3 protein-coding genes (1 of these 3 running past the window's edge) are annotated in these 23,959 nt (G+C 72.6%); 1 reads left to right on the top strand and 2 read right to left on the bottom strand.

Annotated elements, in window-relative coordinates; genetic code table 11:
- The gene (locus AC16DP_RS20925; protein ID WP_329729584.1) at positions 1-936 is read left to right on the top strand and encodes an N-acetylmuramoyl-L-alanine amidase family protein; all 936 of its coding nucleotides are present in this window, start codon (positions 1-3) and stop codon (positions 934-936) included.
- Here the strand turns inward: AC16DP_RS20925 and AC16DP_RS20930 are convergent.
- The gene (locus AC16DP_RS20930; RefSeq protein ID WP_329729583.1) at positions 907-19,257 is read right to left on the bottom strand and encodes a non-ribosomal peptide synthase/polyketide synthase; all 18,351 of its coding nucleotides are present in this window, start codon (positions 19,255-19,257) and stop codon (positions 907-909) included. The genes AC16DP_RS20925 and AC16DP_RS20930 overlap by 30 nt on opposite strands.
- Positions 19,254-23,959: the 3' end of a non-ribosomal peptide synthetase/type I polyketide synthase gene (locus AC16DP_RS20935; RefSeq protein ID WP_329729582.1), read on the bottom strand. The gene runs 6,619 nt beyond the window's last position; 4,706 of the gene's 11,325 nt are visible here — the last part of the coding sequence; its start codon lies off the right edge, out of view; it ends in the stop codon at positions 19,254-19,256. The genes AC16DP_RS20930 and AC16DP_RS20935 overlap by 4 nt, the downstream gene beginning before the upstream one ends.

The raw sequence follows: 23,959 nt of genomic DNA on the forward strand, positions 1-23,959 counted from the left end.
ATGTCGAAGAGCCCCACCTGGCCGCTGCTGCTGCTCCTGGGCCTGTCCGCCGGATGCGAGGAGCAGGCCCGAGCCGCGCCCCCTCCGCCCGAGATCACCCCCGCCCCCGCCGCGAGCGCCGCGCCCGTCCCGGTGCCGGAGGCCCCACCCCGCTGGCCCGCCGCGAGCGCCCCGCTCACGGTGGCTCAGGTGGAATTCCCCAGGGGCTTCGGGAAGAAGCGCATCTACCTGGACGCGGGGCACGGCGCGCCCGGGAACGAGGGCAACACCTCCGTCGTCTGCGAGCCGGAGGAGGTCCACACGCTCCGGGTGGCCGAGGATCTCGCGAAGCGGCTGGAGGCCACCGGGCACTTCCTGGTGAAGGTGAGCCGGAAGGCCGGGCAGCGGCCCACGTACCCGACCCGGCTCGAGGAGGCCGAGCGCTGGCGGGCACAGCTCTTCGTGAGCATCCACTCGGACGCCCGCGGGGAGGCGCACTGGTGGCAGAGCTCCCTGGAGCAGGTGTGCCTGAGGAACGACACGGCCCCCGGGTACAGCGTGCTCTACGCCGACGACATCGCCGAGCCCCTGCTCTCCCAGCGGCTCGCGCTGGCCCGGGCACTGGCCCGGCGCATGGGCGACGCGGGCTTCCTGCCCTACGGCGGCGAGGACTACGTGGGCCTCTACGCCCCCGACTCCGAGCAGCCAGGGACCTTCGTGAGCCGGCACCTGCCGGGACAGCGCATCTTCGTGCTGCGCAAGCCGCCCATGCCCTCGGTCATCATCGAGACGCACCACGCGCTGGACCTCGAGGAGGTGGCCCGCTGGCGCGAGGTGCGCACCCTGGAGGCCTTCGCCGCGGCGGTGACCCAGGGGCTGGTGGATGCCTTCGCCCCACCCCCGGGTGCCCCGCCCGCGCCCCAGGTCTCAACCCGTGCCACGCTCCCCGTGCCCTGACTCCGCCCGCTCCGCCTCCGCCAGCCAACGCGTGAGCCGCTCCGCCAGCTCGCGCACGTGCGGCGCCCGGAGGATGCCGTAGTGGTCGCCCGGGATGTCCTCCACCGTGAGACTGGAGGCCGCGAGCCGGCCCCAGCCATGCGTGGCGTCCACCTCGACGCCCTTCCGCGCGTCACGCGCCCGGAGCAGCAGCGTGCGACCCTCGTAGGGCTCGGGGCTGTAGTGGGCCACGGCGCGCAGGTTCGCCCGGGCCACCTCCAACAGCACCCGCAGCTCCTCCAGGCCCGTTCCGGGTGGCAACAGCCCCGCCTCGCGCGCATGTGTCCAGAGGGTGCGGAGTTGATCCTCGGGGGGCAGGCCCGCGAGGGACTCGGGGGAGAGGGACAGGTCGCGCCCGGCGCTCCTTGCCAGGTCCGCCGCGAAGCCCACCAGCAGCGTGGCCGGGTCCGGCTCCGGCGTCGGCTGCCCCGCGGGGGCGAAGCTGTCGAGCAGCACCAGCAGCACCACCTCCTGCCCCTGGCGCCGCAGCTCCCTCGCCATCTCGTAGGCCACCGTCCCGCCCAGCGACCAGCCTCCGAGCAGGTACGGCCCCTCGGCCTGGACCGCGCGCACCTGCTCCACGTACCGGCGAGCCATGTCCTCCACGCGCGTCAGGGGCGCCTCGCTCCCCTCCAGCCCCGTGGCCTGCAACGCATGGAAGGGACGTCCCGTGCCCAGGCGTCTTGCGAGCTCCGCGTAGCACAGCACGTTGCCTCCCACCGGGTGCACCCAGAAGACCGGCGTGCCCGTACCCTCGGGTTGCAGCGTCACCCGGTTGCCCTGGACCGAGGCCAGCGTCCCCGCTCGCAGCCGGACCGCGAGCTCCTCGATCGTGGGCCCCTCGAAGAGCGCCGCCAGCGGCACCGTGCGTCCCAGCCGCTCGCGGAGCTTCGCTACCAGCCGCACCGCCAGCAGCGACTGGCCGCCCAGCTCGAAGAAGCTGTCCGTCACTCCCACGGGCGCTACGCCGAGCACCTCTTCCCAGACGCTCGCCAGCTCCCGCTCGAGATCGTCCCTCGGCGGCACGGAGGCCCGGCTCCCCTGGCGCGCTTCCCCGGGCGCCGGCAGGGCTCGCCCATCCACCTTGCCACTCGACGTCAGCGGCAGCGCCTCCAGCACCACGAACGCCGAGGGCACCATGTACTCCGGCAACCGCCGCTTCAGCCAGGTACGCACAGCCTCGAGGTTCAACCCGAGGCGCCCGGCACCCTCACCCCGTCCCTCTCCCGGAGGGCGAGGGGATGTGGGCACGGTGGGGGACTCGGGCACCACCGTGGGCACCACGTACGCCACCAGCCGTGATTCGCCCGAGGGGCTCTTCCACGCCCTCACGTGCGCCTGCTTCACGTCCGCCCGCTCCCTCAGCACCGCCTCCACTTCTCCCGGCTCCACCCGCACGCCGTTCACCTTCACCTGCGCGTCCACCCGGCCCAGGAAGTCCAAGCGCCCGTCCGCCCTCCACCTCACCACGTCCCCCGTGCGGTACAGGCGCTCGCCCGGCTCGCGGCCAAAGGGGTTGGGCACGAAGCGCTCCGCCGTCAGCTCCGGCCTCCCCACGTAGCCCCGCGCCAGCCCCGGGCCTCCCAGGTACAGCTCTCCCGCCACTCCCGGGGGCACTGGCCTCATCGCCCTGTCCAGCACGTACGCCTGCGTGTTGGCCAGCGGCCCTCCGATGGGCGGACGCGCCTCTCCCGGCTCGCACTCCTCCCACGTGGCGAGCACCGACACCTCCGTGGGGCCATAGCCGTTGACGAGGCGCCGGCTCCTGCCCCACCGCTCCACCAGCTCCGCCGGACAGGCCTCGCCCGCCACCATCACCACCCGCAGGTGCTCCAGCCCCTCGTCCGGCAACAGCGCCAGCACCGACGGCGGCAGCGTCAGCACCGTCACCTTCCCCTCCACCAGCTCGCGCCGCAGCTCCTCCCCCAGCGGTACCCTCCCGCCCGCCGGCACGTACAGCGCCCCTCCCGCCGTCACCGTCAGCAGGTACTCCCAGATGGAGGCATCGAAGCCCAGCGACGCCAGCTGCATCACCCGGCTCTCCGCTCCCACCCCATAGGCCCGCGCCTTCCCCAGGACGAGATCGCATGCGCCCTCGTGCGTCACCACCACGCCCTTGGGCCGTCCCGTGCTCCCCGAGGTGTAGAGGACATAGGCCGCGTTGCCGGCCCGCACGCCGCTCTCCAGCGGGCCCGTCTCCCCTCCCACCTCCTCCAGCACCACCACCGGGACTCCTTCCGGCAGCCGGCTCCTGTCCTCCCACCCACGCTTCGTCACCACCGCGCGCACGCCCGCGTCCCGCGCCATCCACTCCAGCCGCTCCGCCGGCAGCACCGCCTCCAGTGGCACGTACACGCCCCCCGCCAACTGCACGCCCCAGAAGGCCACCACCGCCTCCACGCTCTTCTCCATCAGCACGCCCACCCTCACCTCCGGCCCCACGCCCTCGCGCCTCAGCCGGTGCGCCAGACTCCGGGCCCTCGCCTCCAGCTCCCGGTAGCTCAGCCTCTGCCCGCGGCCCTCCAACGCCAGCGCCTCGGGCGTGCTCGCCGCCCGCAGCTCCAGCACCCGGCCCAGTCCCTCCACCGCCCCCTCCACCCGCGGCCCCCTGCTCCACTCCTCCAGCACCCGGGCCCGCTCCTCCCCCACCAGCAGCTCCACGTCCACCACCCGCTGCTCCGGCGCCCTCGCCACCACCGACAGCAACGTCTCCAGGTGCCTCGCCAGCCGTTGGATCGTCTCCGGCTCGAAGAGCGAGGTGTCATAGGAGAACGCGCCCCTCAGCCCCTCCGGCGCCGGTGTGAAGCCCAACGTCAAGTCGAGCTTCGCCGCGGGGCCCTCCCGCTCCACCGGCGACAGCTTCAGCTCCCGCAGCGAGACCTCGTGGCCCGGCGTGTTCTGGAGCACGAACATCACCTGGAAGAGGGGCGAATGCCGCAGCTCCCGCTCCGGCTTCAGCTCCTCCACCAGCTTCTCGAAGGGCACGTCCTGGTGCGCGTATGCCCCCAGCGCCACCTCGCGCACCCGTGCCAGCAGCTCCCGGAACGAGGGCGCCCCGCTCACGTCCGTGCGCAGCACCAGCGTGTTGACGAAGAGGCCGATCAACCCCTCCACCTCCACCCGCGTGCGCCCCGCTACCGGCGTGCCCACCACCACGTCCTCCTGGCCACTCCAGCGCGCCAGCAGCGCCTGGAAGCCCGCCAGCAGCACCATGAACAGGCTGCACCCCTCGCGCTGCGCCAGCGCCTCCAGCGCCTCACTCAGTCCGCGCGACAGCACCACCGGCACCTGGCCCGCACGCCTGGACCTCCGCGCCGGACGCGGCCTGTCCAACGGCAGCTCCAACACCGGCGGACTGCCCGCCAGCCGCCTCCTCCAATACGCGAGCTGCTCCTCCAGCACCTCGCCCTTCAGCCACTCCCTCTGCCAGCGCGCATGGTCCGAGTACCGCAGCGGTAGCTCCGGCAACGGGCTCGGCGCCCCACGGCAGAAGGCGTCGTACAGCGCCGCCAGCTCCCGGAAGAGGATTCCCGCCGACCAGCCGTCGAAGACGATGTGGTGCACCGTCAGCAGCAGCACGTGCTCCCGCTCCCCCAGCCGCAGCAGCGTCGCGCGCAACAGCGGGCCCCGGGAGAGCTCGAAGGGCCGCCCCGACTCCTCCGAGGCGAGCCGCTCCACCGCTTCGCTCCGCGCGTCCTTCTCCAGCGCCGACAGGTCCACCGGCGCCAGCGGCAGCCGCACGGGCCCGGTGAGGTGCAGCACCGGCTCGCCTCCCCGGCTCTCGATCGAGGCCTGGAGCACTTCGTGCCGGCGCACCACCTCCTCCAGCGCGCGCTCCAGCGCCGCCGTGTCGAGCGGGCCCTCCAGCCGCAGCGCGACGGGGATGTTGTACGCCGTGTTCCCCGGCTGGAGCTGCTCCAGGAACCACAGCCGCTGCTGGGCGAAGCTGAGCGGCGGCGGTCCATCCGTGTCCACGGCCCGGACCAGGGGCGCCGCCTCGGCCGCCGCCCCACCCACCGAGGTGATGTGCGCGGCCAGGGCCTCGAGTGTCGGTGCATCGAAGACGGCCTGCAGCGGCACCTCCACCCCGAGCTCCTTGCGCACCCGCGACACCAGCTGCGTCGCCAGCAGCGAGTGCCCGCCCAGATCGAAGAAGCTGTCCGTCACTCCCACCGGCTCCACCCCGAGCAACTCCTCCCAGAGGTGCGCCAGCGCGCGCTCCAGCTCATTCCTCGGCGCGATGGAACGCCTGCCCTCCGGGCGGACCTCCTCCGGAGCGGGCAGCGCTCGCCCATCCACCTTGCCGCTGGACGTGAGTGGCAGCGCCTCCAGCACCACGAGCGCCGAGGGCACCATGTACTCCGGCAGCCGCTGCTTCAGCCGGGTACGCACAGCCTCGAGGCTCAACCCGGGGGACCCGGTACCCTCACCCCGTCCCTCTCCCGGAGGGCGAGGGGAGGTGGGCACTACGTATGCCACCAGCCGCGACTGGCCCGAGGGGCCCTTCCACACCTTCACGTGCGCCTGCTTCGCGCCCGCCAGCTCCCGCAGCGCCGCCTCCACCTCGCCCGGCTCGATCCGGACGCCGTTCACCTTCACCTGCGCGTCCACACGTCCCAGGAAGTCCAGCCGCCCGTCCGCCCTCCACCGCACCACGTCCCCCGTGCGGTACAGCCGCGCTCCCGGATCACCACTGAGTGCATCCGGAACGAAGCGCTCCGCCGTCAGCTCCGGCCTCCCCACGTAGCCCCGCGCCAGCCCCGGGCCTCCCAGGAACAGCTCCCCCGCCACTCCTGGAGGCACCGGCCGCATCCCTCCATCCAGCACGTAGGCGCGCACGTTGCCCAGCGGCCCGCCAATGCCCGGCCGACCCCCGCCCACCTCGCACTCCTCCCACGTGGCGCACACCGTCACCTCCGTGGGCCCGTACCCGTTGACGAAGCGCCGCCCCGGAGCCCACCGCTCCACCAGCTCGGCCGGACAGGCCTCGCCCACGGACTTCACCACCCGCAGGTGCTCCAGCTCCTCGTCCGGCAACAGCGCCAGCACCGACGGCGGCAACGTCACCACCGTCACCTTCCCCTCCACCAGCTCGCGCCGCAGCTCCTCGCCCAGCGGCACCCTCCCACCCGCCGGCACGTACAGCGTCCCGCCCACCGACACCGTCAGCAGGTACTCCCAGATGGAGGCATCGAAGCCCAGCGACGCGAGCTGCATCACCCGGCTCTCCGCTCCCACCCCGAACGCCCCCGCCTTGCCACGCACCAGATCGCACGCGCCCTCGTGCGTCACCACCACGCCCTTGGGCCGCCCCGTGCTTCCCGAGGTGTAGAGGATGTAGCAGGCATTTCCCGGCTCGACTCCCGACTCCAGCGCGCCCGCCGCCTCCTCCCGCACTTGCAGCTCTTCCAGCCGCACCACGGACACGGCCTCGGGCAACCGGCACCGCGCCTCCAGGCCTCGCAGCGTCACCACCGCGCGCACGCCCGCGTCCCTCGCCATCCACTCCAGCCGCTCCGCCGGCAGCACCGCCTCCAGCGGCACGTACACGCCCCCCGCCTTCTGGATGCCCCAGAAGGCCACCACCGCCTCCACGCTCTTCTCCAACAACACGCCCACGCGCACTTCTGGCCCCACGCCCTCGCGCCGCAGCCGGTGCGCCAGACTCCGGGCCCTCGCCTCCAGCTCCCGGTAGCTCAGCCTCTGCCCGTTTCCTTCCACCGCCAGCGCATCGGGCGTGCTCGCCGCCTGGAGCTCCAGCACCCGTGACAGGCCCTCCATCGCCCCCTCCACGCGCGGCCCCCGGCTCCACTGCTCCAGCACCCGGGCCCGCTCCTCCCCCACCAGCAGTTCCACGTCCACCACCCGCCGGTCCGGCGCCCTCGCCACCGCCACCAGCAGTGTCTCCAGGTACCTCGCCAGACGCTGGATCGTCTCCGGCTCGAAGAGCGCCTCGTCGTACAGGAAGAGGCCCCGCAGCCCCTCCGGCGTGCGCGTGAAACCCAACGTCAGATCGAGCTTCGCCTCCAGGGCCTCCTGATCCACCGGCGACAGCTTCAGCTCCGGCAGCACCACCTCGCGCGCCGGGAGGTTCTCCAGGACGAGCAGCACCTGGAAGAGGGGCGAGTGCCCCGACTCCCGCTCCGGCTTCAGCTCCTCCACCAGCTTCTCGAAGGGCACGTCCTGGTGCGCGTATGCCCCCAGCGCCACCTCGCGCACCCGTGCCAGCAGCTCCCGGAACGTCGGCGCTCCACTCACGTCCGTGCGCAACACCAGCGTGTTGACGAACAGGCCGATCAGCCCCTCCACCTCCGCTCGCGTGCGCCCCGCCACCGGCGAGCCCACCACCACGTCCTCCTGGCCCGTCCAGCGCGCCAACAGCGCCTGGAAGCCCGCCAGCAGCACCATGAACAGGCTGCTCCCCTCGCGCTGTGCCAGCGCCTCCAGCGCCTCGCTCGGCTCGCGCGCCAGCACCACCGGCACCCGGCCCGCTCGCGGGGACCTCTGGGCCGGACGCGGCTTGTCCAGCGGCAGCTCCAACACCGGCGGACTGCCCGTCAGCCGCTGCCTCCAGTACGCGAGCTGCTTCTCCAGCACCTCGCCCTTCAACCACCCCCGCTGCCACCTCGCGTAGTCCGCGTACCGCAGCGGCAGCTCCGGCAACGGGCTCGGCGTCCCACGGCTGAAGGCGTCGTACAGCGCCGCCAGCTCCCGGAAGAGGATGCCCGCAGACCAGCCGTCGAAGACGATGTGATGCACCGTCAGCAGCAGCACGTGCTCCCGCTCGCCCAGCCGCAGCAGCGTCGCACGCAGCAGGGGGGCCCGCGACAGCTCGAAGGGCCGGGACGATTCCTCGGAGACGAGCCACTCCACCGCCCCGCGCTGCTGCCCCGCGTCCATCTCCGACAGATCCACCGGCGACAACGAGGGCCGCGTAAGCCCCGCGATGTGCATCACCGGCTCGCCCTCCCGGCTCTTGAAGGAGGCCCGGAGCACCTCGTGCCGGCGCACCACCTCCTCCAGCGCGCGCTCCAGCGCCTCCCGCTCCAACCGGCCCTCCAGCCGCAGCGCATAGGGCACGTTGTACGCCGTGCTCTCCGACTGGAGCTGATCCATGAACCACAGCCGCTGCTGGGCGAAGCTGAGCGGCGGCGGCTCGTCCGTGTCCACCCCCCGGACCAGCGGCGTGCGAATCCGCGGCGTCTCCTCCACCCGGCGGGCGAGCCCCTCCAGCGTGGGCGCCTCGAAGACGGCTCGCAGCGGCAGCTCCACCCCGAAGGTGCCTCGCACCCGCGACACCAGCTGCGTGGCCAGCAGCGAGTGCCCACCCAGCTCGAAGAAGGAGTCCGTGACCCCCACGCGCTCCACGCCCAACGTGCGCGACCACAGCTCCGCCAGCTTCCGCTCCGTGTCCGTACGCGGCTCGATGAAGCCCGCCGCCTGTGTGGCTCCTGGCATCGGCAGCGCCTTGCGATCCACCTTGCCGCTCGGCGTGAGCGGGATGGCGGACAGCTCGACGATGGCCGCGGGGATCATTGGCTCCGGCAGGCGCTGGCGCAGACGGGCGCGCAGCTCGGAGGGAGCCAACCCGGGAGCCGTGACACCCTCACCCCGTCCCTCTCCCGGCGGGAGAGGGGAAATGGGCACGACGTAGGCCACGAGGCGCTGGTCTCCGGGTGCGTACTCGCGCACGGCGGCCACGGCTTCGCGTACCTCGGGCTGCTCGCGCAGCGCCGCTTCCACCTCGCCCAGCTCGATCCGGTGGCCTCGCAGCTTCACCTGGAAGTCCACCCGCCCGAGGAACTCCACCGTTCCGTTCGACAGCCAGCGCGCTCGATCTCCCGTCCGGTACAGCCTCGCGCCGGGCTCCTCGCTGAAAGCATCTGGCACGAAGCGCTCGGCCGTCGCGTCCGGCCGCCCGAGGTACCCGCGCGCCAGTCCCGCTCCGCCGATGTACAGCTCGCCCGGGACTCCCACGCCCACCGGTTGTCCGTCGCGATCCAGCACGTACAGCCGCACGTTCTCGATGGGCCGGCCGAGCACGGGGCGTCCGTACTCCGCCGTCACGGGGCACACCGTCGCGTCCACCGTGCACTCGGTGGGGCCGTACACGTTGAACGTCCGCACCGTGCGCGAGGCCGCCAACCGCCGCCACAGCGTCTCGGGGATGGCCTCGCCACCCACCAGCAGCGTGATGGGACGCGGGGTCTCCTCCAACCAGCCCGTCTCCAGCAACACCTGGAGCTGCGAGGGCGTGCAGTCGAAAACGTCCACCTCCTGCCGCTCCAGCCAGGCGCGCAGCGCCTCACCGTCGAAGCGCACGGACTCCGGTGTCACGACCAGCGTGTGCCCGCGCAGCACCTGGAAGAGCTGCTTCACCGAGGTGTCGAAGGACACCGAGCCGTTGACACTCACCCGCCGCCCCGGCTCCAGCCCCGCGTACACCGCACCGTGCAGTGCCTCGACGAGGTTCGCCACCGCCCCCTGCCGCACCATCACCGCCTTCGGCCGGCCCGTGCTGCCCGAGGTGTAGATGGCGTACGCCAGATGCTCCGGCCCCGCGCCTCCCGGCACCGGGGTCTCCGGCTCCCCGTGCAGGGACTCCGCCTCGGCGTCCAGCCGCAGCAGCCGCTGCCCGGGTCCCGTCAGCCCATCCACCGCCGCTCCCGCCGTCACCACCACGCCCGCTCCCGAGTCCTCCAGCATGTAGCGCAGCCGCTCGGCCGGGTACCCCGGATCCAACGGCACGTACGCACCACCGGCCTTCAGGATGCCCCACAGCCCCACCACCAGCTCCACCGAGCGCTCCACGCACAGCCCCACCCGCACGTCCGGGCCCACGCCCATCCGCCGCAGCCGGTGCGCCACCTGGTTGGCCCGCGCGTCCAGCTCGCGGAAGGTGAGCCCCACTGGCCCCATCACCACCGCCGGTGCCTCCGGCGTGCGCGCAACCTGCGCCTCCAGCAGCGCCGCCAGCCCGGTCGTGCCCTCGCGCGCCACCGCCGTGGCGTTCCACTCGCGGAGCACCCGCTGGCGCTCCTCCTCGCCCAGCGGCGACAGTTCCTCCACCGGGCGCTCCGCCGACTCCACCAGCTGGCCCAGCAGACGCTGGAAATGCTCCAACAACCGCTGCGCGTCCGCCCCGTCGATGCGGCTCTCGTCGTGGTAGAGGTGCAGCTCCAGCCCCTGGTGGGGATTCGCGATCAGCACCAGCGGGAAGCTGTCGAGCTCGAAGCTGCGCACCTCACGGACCTCCAGCCCCGTCCCCTTCCCGAACCCGCCCTCCAGCGCCTCGTCCACCCGCAGGTTCTCCACCACCACCAGCGACTCGAAGAGCGGCGTCCCGGACGGCACCTCGCTCCAGCGCCGCACCTCCACCAGCGGGCTGTAGTCGTGCTGACGCATCTCCAGCAGCCAGCCCTGCAGCTCCCGCAGCCACTCGCCCACGGGCTTGCCTCGGACAACACGCGCGCGCACCGGCAGCGTGTTGATGAACATCCCGATCGTCTCCTCCACACCCGGCAGCGTCGCCGGACGGCCCGAGACCGTGTTGCCGAACACCACGTCGTCCTCGCCCGCGTGGTGGCGCAGCAGCAGCGCCCAGGCCCCCATGAGGCACGTGCTCAGGGTCACCTTCTGGCGGCGCGAGAGTTCCTGGAGCGCGGCGACCTGCTCGGACGTCAGGCGGACCCTCCGCTCCCGGCGCACGGGGACTCCGCCCGGCACGGGGCCGCGATCCACTCCCACCTGCGTGGGCGATGTGAAGCCCGCGAGTGACTCACGCCAGAACTCCCGGGCGGCATCCAGCTCCTGACGCTGCAACCAGGCGATGAAGTCGCGATACGCGGGCGCCTCGGGCCAGCTCCGCGTGCCGCCGAGCGCCAGCGCCCCGTAGCGGGTGAAGACCTCGCCCAGCAGCAGCGGCATGGACCAGCCATCCAGCACCAGATGCGAGTAGCTGAAGACGATCCTCCAGGCCCGCTCGCCAACTCGCAGCAGCGCGAGCCTCAGCAGCGGGGCCCGCTCCAGCTCGAAGCCCTGACGCCGATCCTCGGCGATCCACGCCGTGAACCGCGCCTCGAACTCCGAGGGCGGCACCTCACACCAGTCCTCCGTGCGGAGGGGCAGTTGCGCATGCCGCATCACCACCTGTAGCGGCTCCTCCAGGCCCTCCCAGAGGAAACCCGTGCGCAGGCTGGCATGGCGGTCCACCGTCTCCTGCCATGCGCGAGCCACCGCTTTGACATCCAGCGGGCCCTCCAGCTCCCAGGAGAGCTGGTTGAGGTACATGTCCGCGCTGGACGCGTGCAGCACGTGGAAGAGCAACCCCTTCTGCAGCGGAGAGAGGGGGTACAGATCCTCGATGTTCCGGCGGCGCGACGCATCGCCCCGCGACACCCGCTCCACCAGCGCATCCAGCTCCTGCTCGCCGAGCTTCACGAGCGGGAAGTCGGACGGAGTGAAATGGTCCCTGCCCTCCGGGGCACGCGCTCGCGCCACCGGCTCCGGGGACTGGCTGGACGCCGGGCCCGACAGTGCGGCGAGTCGGGCGATCGTCGGGTGGGAGAAGAGCTGCTTCGCGGTGATGTGGACTCCCGCCTGCGCCGCCCGGGAGATGATCCGGATGGCGAGGACGGAGTCGCCCCCCAGCTCGAAGAAGTCATCGTGGATGCCCACCCGCTCGTGCCCGAGCACCTGCGCCCAGGCCTCCGCCAACACGCGCTCCTCCGGCGTGCGCGGCGGTTCGTGGGTGGTGGGATTCTCTCGCGCCTCCGGCGCGGGGAGTGCCTTGCGGTCCACCTTGCCGCTCGTGGTGCGCGGCAGTGCATGGAGTGGCACGAAGACCGCGGGCACCATGTACTCGGGCAGGCGTTGACGGAGTTGGGCTCGCAGATGGGAGGGATCCAACCCGGGATCCGTGGCACCCTCACCCCGTCCCTCTCCCGGAGGGCGAGGGGTATTTGGCACGACGTAGGCCACGAGCCACGGATCTCCCCCGGCTCGCTTGCGGAGGACCACCACTGCCTCGCTCACCGAGGGCTCCTCGCCCAGAGCGGCTTCGATTTCTCCCAGTTCGATGCGGAACCCTCGCAGCTTCACCTGCTCGTCGGCACGCCCGAGGAACTCGAGCTGCCCGTCCGGCAGCCACCGGACGACGTCTCCCGTCCGGTACATGCGCGCACCGGGAGCGCCATGGAACGGGTCCGGAATGAAGCGCTCGGCCGTCAGCTCCGGGCGCCCGAGGTAACCCCGCGTCACGCCCTCCCCGCCCACGTACAGCTCTCCCCGCACGCCCACCGCCACCGGGTGCAGCTCCGCGTCGAGCACGTAGGCACTCGCCCCCGCGAGCGGCCCTCCAATCGGCACCACCGCCGCGTCCGGCGAGCACTTCGCCAGCGTCGCGTAGATGGAGACCTCCGTGGGGCCGTACGCGTTGACGAAGAGCCGCCCCGCGCCCCAGCGCCTCGGCAACCTCGGGCCACAGGCCTCGCCCGCCACCATCACCGACTCCAGGGCGGGCAGCGCCTCGACGGGCGTGGCCTCCAGCACCGAGGGCGTGAGCACGGCCGTGGTCACCCGCTCCTCGCGCAACACGCGCAACAGCTCCGCGCCCGGCATCAACGCCTCGCGCGAAGCCATGACCAGCGCCGCGCCATCGCTCAGCGCGCCGAAGATCTCGAACACGGACACGTCGAAGCTCGCCGAGGCGAACTGCAATACCCGCTTGCCCGGCCCGATGGCCCACGCCTCTCGCGAGGCCCTCACGGTGTTGCTCGCGCCCCGATGCTCCACCAGCACGCCCTTCGGCCTGCCCGTCGAGCCCGACGTATAGATGACATAGGCGAGCTGCTCCGGACGCACCTCCACCCCGGGAGACGTCCTCGGCGCGCGTGCGAGCGTCTCACGCTCCGCCTCCGCGTCCAGCAGCACCCGCCACGCGCCCTGCCCCTCCAGCCACGAGGCCGTGCGCTCCTGGGCAATCACCCCGGATGCGCCACTGTCCTCCAGCAGGGAGCGGAGCCGCGCCGCCGGCCACGCCGGATCCACCGGCACGTACGCCCCGCCCGCCTTGAGCACGCCCAGCATGGCGATGATCAGCTCCGGAGAGCGCTCCAGGCACAGCACCACCCGGAACTCCGCCCTCACGCCGAGCCCACGCAGGTGGTGCGCGAGTTGGTTGGCCCGCGCGTCCAGCTCTCCGTAGGTGAGCCGCTCCTTCCCGAAGACGATCGCCTCCGCCTCCGGGGCCGCCGCCGCCCGCTCCTCGAAGCGCCGGTGCAGCAGGCCGGTCTCCGCCGCGGGCACGCCCACCCCACTCCACTCCCGCAGCAGCCGGTGCCGCTCGGACGCGTCCACTGGAGACAACTCGCCCAGCCGCTGACCGGGCCGGGCCACCATGGACTCCAACAGGTGGCGCAGCTGCTCCAGGATCCGTCCGGCATGCGCCGCGTCGAATCGCGCCGCGTCGTAGGCCAGGTGAAGCGGCATCTCCCGCGCGGGCGATGCGATGAGCGTCAACGGGTGGTGATCCGACTCCAGCGAGCGGACATCGCGCACCTCCAGCGAGGGCAGCGACGCCGTGAGCGCCGCGTCCACCGGATAGTTCTCGAAGATCACCAGGCTCTCGAAGAGCGGCGTCCCCGCGGGCACCTCGCTCCAGCGCTGCACCTTCACCAGCGGCGAGTGCTCGTGCTGCCGCATCTCCAGCAGCCACGCCTGGAGCCGCTGGAGCCAAGGGATGAGCGGCTCGTCCCGCGTCAGGCGCACGCGCACCGGCAGCGTGTTGATGAAGAGGCCCACCATGCCCTCCACTCCGGGCAGCTCCGGCGGGCGGCCGGACACGGTGGTGCCGAAGACGACGTCCTTCGTCCCCGCATGGTGGCCGAGCAGCAGCGCCCACGCGCCCTGCACCACGGTGTTGAGCGTGAGGCCCTGCTGGCGCGCGAATGCGTTCAGCGCCTCGGTGGTGGCGGCGGACAGGTGGAGCTGCCGCGTGGCCCGGACGGCTCCGGGCACTTCCTGGCTCGCGGTGCCCCGGCCTGGCTCGGTGGGCTCGGAGAAGCCCGCGAGCGAGCGGCGCCAGAAGCGCTCGGACTCCTCCAGGTTCCGCGACTGGATCCAGGCGATGTAATCGCCGTAGGGCCGCGTCTGCTCCAGCCTCGGCGCCTGCCCCCGGGAGAGCTGCTCGTAGAGGCCGAAGACCTGCTTGATCAGCAGGGGAACGGACCACCCATCCAGCAACAGGTGGTGGTGACTGAAGACGAAACGGTACACCGCGTCCCCGGTGCGCAGCAGGGCCAGGCGGCTCAAGGGCGGCGAGGACAGCTCGAAGCTCCGGCGGCGATCCGCCTCCAGCCACGTGGCGAAGCGTGACTCCTGCTCGGAGACCGGCACCTCACGCCAGTCCTCCTGGACGAGCGGCAGTTCCGCCTCGCGGAGCACCACCTGCAGGGGCTCGTCGACTCCCTCCCAGACGATGGCCGTCCGGAGGATGGAGTGCGCCTCCCCCACCTGCCGCCAGGCTCGCGTGAAGGCGGAGAGGTCCAACACGCCGCGCAGCTCGCAGACGAGCTGGTTGAAGTACAGGCCACCACCCTGCTCGCGCAGGACGTGGAAGAGCATGCCCTGCTGCAACGGGGAGAGCGGGTACAGGTCCTCGAGATTCCGGCCACGCGCGCCGCCCCGGGCCACACGCTCCACCAGCCCATCCAGCTGCGTCTGCCCGAGCCGCGCCAGCGGGAAGTCGGCCGGCGTGAGGAGGCTCGCCTCGTCCCCGGTGGTGCAGCGCGCGAGGAGGGTGCGCAGGGCGTCCAGGAAACCACGCGCCAGGGACTCCAGTGTCTCCTTCCGGTAGAGGTGCTCGCCGTAGGCCCAGGACACCTGGAGGCGGCCTCCGGACACGAGGGCATTCACGCCGATCCGGTGCGAGCGGCGGTCCCTCGGGTCCTGCGTGGGTCCCACGGACTCGGAGGTCAGCGCGAGCGGCGACTCCGGCGGCAGCACGTGGTCGAGCTGCCCCAGGTAGTTGAAGGACACCTCCGCGGCCGGGAGCGCACGCAGGCGGGCGGCCAGCGCCTCGTCCTTCGACAGGTAGCGCAGCACGCCGAAGCCCAGGCCCCGGCGCGGAATGCGGCGGAGGGTCTCCTTGACGGCTCGCAGCCCCGACTCGAGCGTCTGGCCCTCCCCCGCCTCGAGCAGCACCGGGTACAGGCTGGTGAACCAGCCCACCGTGCGTGACAGGTCCACGCCCTCGAGCACGTCCTCGCGCCCGTGTCCCTCCAGGTCCACCTGCAGGCACGGCACGCCCGTCCAGCGCCGGAAGGACTCCACCAGCGCCGCCAGCAGCACCTCCTCCACGCGCGCACGCGACGCCCGCGGCACTTCCTGGAGGAGCAACCGCGTCTCCTCCGCCTCCAGCTCCACCCGCACCATGCGCGCGGAGCCCTCGGTGTCCTCACCGCCGGGCAGCGCTCCGGGAAACTCCATCGGCAGGCGCGAGACACGCTCCCAGGGCAGGCCCAACCAGTACTCCGCCTCCTCGCGCATGGCCGGCGTCTGGGCATACGCCTCCAGCCGCTCCGCCCATTGCTGGAAGGACGTGGTCTTCGGCGGCAGCCGCACCGGCCCGCCCGCCTGGAGCTGGGCACCCGCCGTGACGAGGTCCGTCAGCAGCACCCGCCACGAGACGCCGTCCACCACGAGGTGGTGGATGACGAGCAACAACCGCCTCGGCTCCCCCGCGCCGAGGTCGTACAGCACCGCGCGCGCGAGCGTCCCCTCCTGGAGATTCAGAGCGGCCTGCGTCCTCGCGGCATGGGCCTCCAGGGCTTCCCGGCGTCCGCCTGGCGCCACGCCGGAGAGGTCCACGCGCTCCAGCGGGAAGCGCCCTACGGAGCCCACGTGCTCCTGGCTCCACCCCTCGCCATTCCGGGAGAAGCGCAGGCGCAGCACGTCGTGGTGCTGGCTCAGGTGCTGGAGCGCCTGCTCGAGCAGCGCCACGTCCCACGGCTCGCGCAACGCGAAGAGCAGTGCCTGGTTGTAGTGGTGCGGATTCACCCGCTCCTGCTCGAAGAACCAGCGCTGGATGGGCGTGGACACCACCGGCCCCGTCACCAGCGACTGCTCGGCGGTGACTCCGGGCGCCGAGCCGGCCACCGCCGCGAGCCGGGCGATCGTCTTGTGCGAGAAGAGCTGCTTCGCGGTGATGTGGACTCCCGCCTGCGCGGCCCGGGAGATGATCTGGATGGCGAGGATGGAGTCACCGCCCAGCTCGAAGAAGTCATCGTGGATGCCCACCCGCTCGTGCCCGAGCACCTGCGCCCAGAGCTCCGCCAGCTTCCGCTCCACCTCGCCGCGAGGGGCGACGAAGGCCCGGGCCTGCTCCGCGGGCGTGGCGTCCGGGGCCGGCAGCGCCTTGCGATCCACCTTGCCGTTGGGCGAGAGCGGCAGGGCCTCCAGCGCCACGAAGGCCGCGGGGACCATGTGCGCGGGCAGCTCCCGCTCGAGGAAGGCACGCAGCGCGTCCGCGCCTGGCGCTCGAGGCTCGCCCGTCACGTACGCCACCAGCCGCCGGACGCCGGGGTTGTCCTCGCGGACCACCACCACCGCCTCGCGCACCGCCGGGTGCTTCGCCAGCGCCGCTTCCACCTCGCCCAGCTCCACACGGAAGCCGCGCACCTTCACCTGCGCGTCCCGCCGCCCCAGGAACTCCACGCTCCCGTCCGGCAGGTAGCGGGCCAGGTCCCCCGTCCGGTACAGCCGCGCGCCGGGCGAGCCACTGAAGGGATGGGGAATGAAGCGCTCCGCCGTCAGCTCCGGCCGGCGCAGATAGCCGCGCGCCAGCCCCTCGCCGCCGAGGAACAGCTCGCCCGGCACGCCCACCGGCACCGGCTGGAGCGATGCGTCCAGCAGGTACAGCTGCGTGTTGGCGATGGGGCGGCCGATAGGGACCGTCGGCCCCGAGCCGGGGGACGGGCAACGCGCGAAGGTGGCGTCGATGGTGGCCTCGGTGGGGCCGTACAGGTTGACCAGGGTGGCCGAGGGCAGTTGCGCGCGCAGCCGGTGCTCCAGCTCGACGGGCAGCGCCTCGCCGCCGCAGAAGAGCCAGCGCAGGCTCGTGGCCCGCGACAGCCCCTCCGCCTCCAGCAGCACCCGCAGCAGCGACGGAACGAGCTGGAGCACCGTCACCTGCCCGCGCGTCACCGCCTCCAGGAGCGCGACGCCGTCCCGGTGTGCGTCGGGAGCGGCGATGACCAGCCGTCCGCCGGACATGAGCGGGGCCCAGCACTCCCAGACGGAGGCATCGAAGCTGAGCGGCGTCTTCTGCAGCACCCGATCCGCCGGCCCGAGACCGAACGCGGAGAGGATCCACGCCATGTGGTTGCCCAGCGCGCGGTGCGTGATGACGGCACCCTTGGGCTGGCCGGTGGAGCCGGAGGTGTAGATGACGTAGGCCGCGTTGCCGGGGTGCACGCCCGCGTCCGGCGCGTCCGCGCTCAGGCGCGAGAGCTGCGGCCCCTCCGAGTCCAGACAGAGCACCGGCGTGCCCTTCGGCTCGAGCCGCTCCACCAGGTACCGCTGGGTGAGCAGCACCGCGGGCGCGGAGTCCTCCAGCATGAAGGCCAGCCGCGCGGGGGGATAGCCGGGATCCAACGGCACGTAGGCACCGCCGGCCTTGAGGATGCCGAGCAGCCCCACCGCCATCTCCAGCGAGCGCTCCACGCACAGGCCCACCCGCGTCTCGGGGCCCACGCCGCGCTCGCGCAGCGCATGGGCGAGCTGGTTGGCGCGCCGGTCCAGCTCCCGGTACGTGAGCCGCTGTCCCTCGAACTCCACCGCCACCGCGTCCGGCGTCCGCTCGACCTGGGCCTCGACGAGTTGGTGGATGCAGCGCCCGCGAGGGTAGTCGGCCCGCGTGTCGTTCCACTCCACCAGGAGCTGGTGCCGCTCCCGCTCGGAGAGCAGCGGGAGCCCGGCCAGGGGCCGCTCGGGCCAGGTGGCCATGGACTCGAGCAGGTGACGGAGCTGCCCCAGCATCCGCTCGATGTGGGCCGCGTCGAAGCGCGCGCACTCGTGAGCGAGCTCCAGCCGCAGCTCACGCCCCGGCACGGCGGTGAGCGTCAGCGGATGGTGGTCCGCCTCGACGGCGCGCACGTCCCGCACCTCCAGCGAGGGCAACGACGCGGTGAGCGCCGCGTCCACCGGGTAGTTCTCGAAGACGAGCAGGCTCTCGAAGAGCGGTGTGCCCGGTGGGACGTCACTCCAGCGCTGCACCTTCACCAGCGGCGAGTGCTCGTGCTGCCGCATCTCCAGCAGCCACGCCTGGAGATTCTTCAACCAGGTGACGACCGGCTCGTCCGCGGGCAGGCGCACGCGCACCGGAAGCGTGTTGATGAAGAGGCCCACCATGCCCTCCACGCCGGACAGCTCCGGCGGGCGGCCCGAGACGGTGGTGCCGAAGACGACGTCCTTGGTCCCCGCATGGTGGCCGAGCAGCAACGCCCACGCGCCCTGCACCACGGTGTTGAGCGTGAGCCCCTGCTGGCGCGCCAGCGCATTCAGCGCCTCGGTGGTGGCGGCGGAGAGGTGGATCCTCCGGGAGGCGCGGCCGGACACCGGCGAGCCGTCCAGGCCCGGGAAGCCCCGCCCCAGTGCGGTGGGCTCGGAGAAGCCCGCGAGCGAGCGGCGCCAGAAGCGCTCGGACTCCTCCAGCCCGCGCTCCTGAATCCACTCGATGTAATCGCCGTAGGGCCGCGACTGCTCCACGCGCGGCGTGAAGCCCCGGACGAGGCTCTCGTAGAGGACGAAGACCTGCTTGATGAGGAGCGGAACGGACCACCCGTCCAGCAGGATGTGGTGGTGGCTGAAGACGAAGCGGTACGCCGCGTCCCCGGTGCGCAGCAGCGACAGGCGCAGCAGCGGCGGCGTGCCGAGGTCCACGCCCCGGCGGCGATCCGCCTCCAGCCACGCGGTGAAGCGCGCCTCCTGCGCCGCCGCCGGAGTCCCTCGCCAGTCCTCCTGCTCGAGCGGCAGCTCCACCTCGTTGAGCACCACCTGGAGGGGCTCGTCGACGTCCTCCCAGACGATGGCCGTGCGGAGGATGGAGAACGCCGCCACCGCCCGCCGCCAGGCCTCGGTGAAGGCCGGGAGATTCAGCGCGCCACGCAGCTCGCAGGAGAGCTGGTTGAAGTACAGGCCCGAGCCCTGCTCCTGCAGGACGTGGAAGAGCATCCCCTGCTGCAACGGGGAGAGCGGGTACAGGTTCTCGATGTTGTCGCTCATGGGGTCTTCTTGCCGAACCGTGCGGAAAGCTTGTCGAGCTGGGACTGCTTCACCTTGGCCATCGGGAAGTCGGAGGGCGTGTGGCCTCCGGCCTCGGGGGACTGGCAGTGCGCGATCAGCTCGCGCAGCCGCTCCAGGAAGTCCGCCGCGAGCTTCTCGACGGTCTCCCGGCGGTGAATCGACTCCCCATACGTCCACGTCATCTGGAGGCGGCCGCCCACCACGGCGCCCACCACGTCGAGCAGGTACGGCCTGCGGGTGCGAGGCCCTCGCTGCGGGCCCATGCCCTCGGGCGCGAGCGCGAGCATCCCGTTGCCGTTCAGCGCCCCATCCACCTGTCCGAGGTAGTTGAAGCTCAGTTCGGCGGACGGGAGCCCCGCCAGCCCGGCGTCCTCGTTCAGGTGGCGCAGCAGCCCGTAGCCCATGCCCTTGGAAGGCACGGCGCGCAGCGACTCCTTCACGTCCCGCAGCACTTCACCGGGGCCCGCGGCCTCCCGGGCCTCCAGCAGCGCCGGGAAGAACGTGGTGAACCAGCCCACCGTGCGCGAGACATCCAGGCCCGCGAGCAGCTCCTCGCGCCCGTGGCCCTCCACGTCCACCAGCACCAGCGGGTTGCCGGACCAGCGGCCCACCGTCCTCGCCAGCGCCGTGAGGAGCGCGTCGTTGATCTGCGTGTGGTACGCCTTCGGCACGTCCTGCAGCAGCGCGCGGGTCTCCTCGGCGGTGAGGGACAGGTTCACGCTCCGGGCCGAGCCCTCCAGGTTCTCCCCTCCTGGCGAGTCCACCGGCAGCCGCGTCACGCGAGTCCAGGGACGCGCCAGCCACCAGGATCGCTCGGCGTCCAGCTTGCCCGAGCGCGCGTGCTCGGAGAGGCCGTTGGCCCACGCCTGGAAGGAAGTGGTCTTCGGAGGCAGGGCCACCGGAGCGCCCGCCGCGAGCCGCTGGTACGTGCCCAGCAGGTCCTCCAGGAGGATGCGCCAGGAGACACCATCCACCACCAGGTGGTGCAGCACGAGCAACAGCCGCCCGGGCTGTCCCGCTCCGAGGTCGAACAGCACGGCCCGGAGCAGCGGCCCCTCCTCCAACCGGAGCGAGCCCTGCGCCTCCGTGGCCCGCCGCTCCAGCTCCGCGGTCCGCGCCTCGGGAGCCACGCCGGACAGGTCCACGCGCTCCACTCGCACGGGCTCGCCCGGGGGCGCGCACACCTGCCGCCAGCCCGTCTCCGTGCGAGCGAAGCGCAGCCGCAGCGCATCGTGGTGCTCGGCCACGATTCCCAGCGTGCGCTCCAGCAACGCCGCGTCCAGGGCCGTGCGCACCTCCAGGAAGAGCGACATGTTCCAGTGGTGGGGCTCCGCCGGAGACTGCGCGAAGAACCAGCGCTGGATGGGGCTCAGCGCCACCGGTCCGGTGACGGGTCCCTGCTCGGCCTGCACGGCGAGCCGCGTGTTCGCCACCGCCGCGAGCCGGGCCACCGTGGGGTTCTGGAACACCTGGCGCGGCGACAGCTCGATGCCGGCCCGGCCCGCCCGGGTGACGATCTGGATGCTGAGGATGGAGTCCCCGCCCAGCTCGAAGAAGTTGTCGTCCACGCCCACCCGCTCCACGCCGAGCACCTCGCACCAGATGCGCGCGAGCTGCGTCTCCAGCTCGTTGCGCGGTGCCACGTACGCGGCGCTCCGCACGGCCGTCTGGAGCTCCGGAGCTGGCAGGGCACCGATGTCCACCTTGCCATTGCGCGTGCGCGGCAGGGCCTCGCGCTCCACGAAGGCGGAGGGCACCATGTACTCGGGGAGCCGCTCGCGCAGGAAGGCGCGCAGGGCGTCCGGTGTCGGGCCTGGGCGCTGGTGCGGCACGACGTAGCCCACGAGCCGCCGGCCCCCCCGCCCGTCCTCGCGAGCGGCCACCGCTACCTCGCGCAGTCCGGCGTGGGCGGCGAGCGCCGCTTCCACCTCGCCCGTCTCGATGCGGAAGCCCCGCACCTTCACCTGTCCATCCTGTCGGCCGAGGAACTCGAGCACCCCGTCCTTCCGCCAGCGCACGCGATCGCCCGTGCGGTACAGCCGCGCGCCGGGGGTGGTGTCGAACGGATCCGCGACGAAACGCTCGGAGGTGAGCTCGGGCCGGTGGAGATAGCCACGCGCCACGCCCGCGCCGCCCACGTACAGCTCGCCCGGCACGCCCACGGGGACGGGCTGGAGGCGCTCGTCGAGCACGTACGCCCGGGCACCTGGGATGGCCCGGCCGATGGGCACGGGTCCCAGGTCCGCGGGCACCACCTTGTGCACGGTGCTCCAGATGGTGGCCTCGGTGGGGCCGTACTCGTTGAAGAGGGCCGTATCGGGCAGCGCCTCATGATGAGCGCGGACCAGCTCACGCGGGCACGCCTCGCCGCCAACGGTCACGGCCCGCAGGCTGGAGAGCCCACCGGCCGGAGCCGCCGCGAGGATCTGCGCGTACAGCACCGGCACGCCGATGAGGTGCGTGACACCGTGCCGCGCGAGCGAGGCGGCCAGCTCGCGCGGATCATCCATCACGCCGGAGTCCGGGAAGCGCAGCGTGCCGCCGTGGAGCAGCGTCCAGAACAGGCCGGCGAGCGAGGCATCGAAGGTGAACGGCGACAGCGGGACGCAGACGCCCGGAGTCCCATACACCTCGAAGCGGGCCCGGGTGGCATGCGCGAGCTGGCGGTGCTCCACCACCACGCCCTTGGGCTTGCCCGTGGAGCCGGAGGTGAAGAGCACGTAGGCCGCGTGATGGGGCTCGGGGCGCGACGTGGGAGGCACGGAAGGCTCGGACGCCGCGGACTCCACGGCGAGCACGGTCCTTCCCTCTCCCGCGAATCGGCCGCTCATGGCCTCCCGGGTGAGCACCACGCGCGCCCCGGCGTCCTCGAGCACGAGCCGCAACCGCTCCGGCGGGCTCGACAGGTCCAACGGGAGCCAGGCGCCTCCGGCCGCGAGCGTGCCCAGGATGGAGGACACGACGTCCGTGGGGCGCTCCAGGCCGAGGGCCACCACGCGCTCGGGGCCCACGCCCTGCCGCCGCAGCAGTGAGGCGATGCGCCAGGCCCGCGCGGCCAGCTCGCGGTACGAGAGCACCTCTCCGGCATCGGCCACGGCGGGCGCGTCCGGAGTCCGAGCCACCTGGGCCTCGAAGAGCTCGAGCACGGTGGCGGAAGACGCGGGCACGTGAGGCGGATTCCACTCCACCAGGAGCTGACGGCGCTCCGCTTCGGACAGGAGCGTCAGCGCGGAGAGCCGCTGCTCCGGAGCCGCGGCGATGCCCTCGAGCAGGCGCACGAAGTGGCCGCCCAGGCGGGCGATGGTCTCCGCGTCGAAGAGATCGGTGTTGTACTCGAGGCCGCCCCACAGGCCGTCCGGCGTCTCGCGCAGCTCCAGCGCGAGATCCAACTTGGCGGCGCCCACGTGGAGGTCCATGCCGCTCAGGGTGAGGCCCGCGAGCCGCACGGTGGGCATGGGGACGTTGTGGAGCACCAGCAGCGTCTGGAAGATGGGCGAGTGGCCCAGGTCACGCGAGACGTGCAGCGCGTCGACCAGCTTCTCGAAGGGGACCTCCTGGTGGGCGAAGCCATCCAGGGCGGTGCGGCGGACGCGGCCGAGCAGCTCCACGAAGGACGGATCCCCGGAGAGATCGGCGCGCAGGGGCAGCGAGTTGATGAAGCAGCCCACGAGCGGCTCGAGCTCGGGGCGGCTGCGGCCCGCCACGGCGGTGCCCACCGCGAAGTCGTCCTGGCCGCTGTAGCGGGACAGGAGCAACTGGTAGGCGGCCATGAGCACCATGAAGGGCGTGGCGCCCTCGCGCTTCGCGATCGTCCCCAGCGCATCGGCCACGCTCCGGGGCACGGTGAAGCGGTGCTGCGCGCCCCGGTAGGACTGCACCGCCGGCCGGGGCTTGTCGGTGGAGAGCCGCAGCACCGGCACGTCGGCCAGGGTCTGCTTCCACCAGGACAGCTCCTTCTGCAGCGTGGGGCCGCGCAGCCACGCATGCTGCCACGCGGCGTAATCCACGTACTGCACGGGCAGCTCCGGCAGCGGCGAGGCGGCCCCCGAGACGAAGGCAGCGTACAGGACCGCCAGCTCCTTCAACATCACGCCCGCGGACCAGCCATCGGAGACGATGTGGTGCGGGGTGACGAGCAGCACGTGCTCCGTGTCCTCGACGCGCAGCAGCGCCGCGCGAATCAGCGGACCGGCCGCGAGATCAAAAGGCCGCCGGGCCTCTTCACGGGCCCACTCGAGGATCGCCGCGTCACGGTCTCCCTGGGCCCCCAGCCGCGCCACCGGCAGGGGCACGGACAGGGACCCAGCGATGCGCTGCACGGGGCCGGAGTCCTCCAGGGCGAAGGTGGTCCGGAGCGCCTCGTGACGGCGAACCACCTCGTTGAGGGCGCGCTCCAGTGCGGCGGCGTTCAAGGGCCCACTGAGGCGCAGCGCGGACGGGTTGTTGTAGGCCACGTTCCCCGGCTCGAGCTGATCCAGGTACCACAGCCGCTGCTGGGAGAAGCTGAGGGGCAGCGGCCGATCGCGCGGCACGCGGGCGATGGCGGGCGGGCCCTCGGGACGAGCCACCTTCGGGCGCGGAGCCTGGACGGGCGAAGGCGCCGGACGGCGGACCGCCGGAGCACTCCCCGCGAGCAGTTCCACGGAGCCATCGGCCCTGCGCCGGGCGCGGTGGCCCGTGG

Source organism: Archangium sp. (assembly GCF_057119385.1).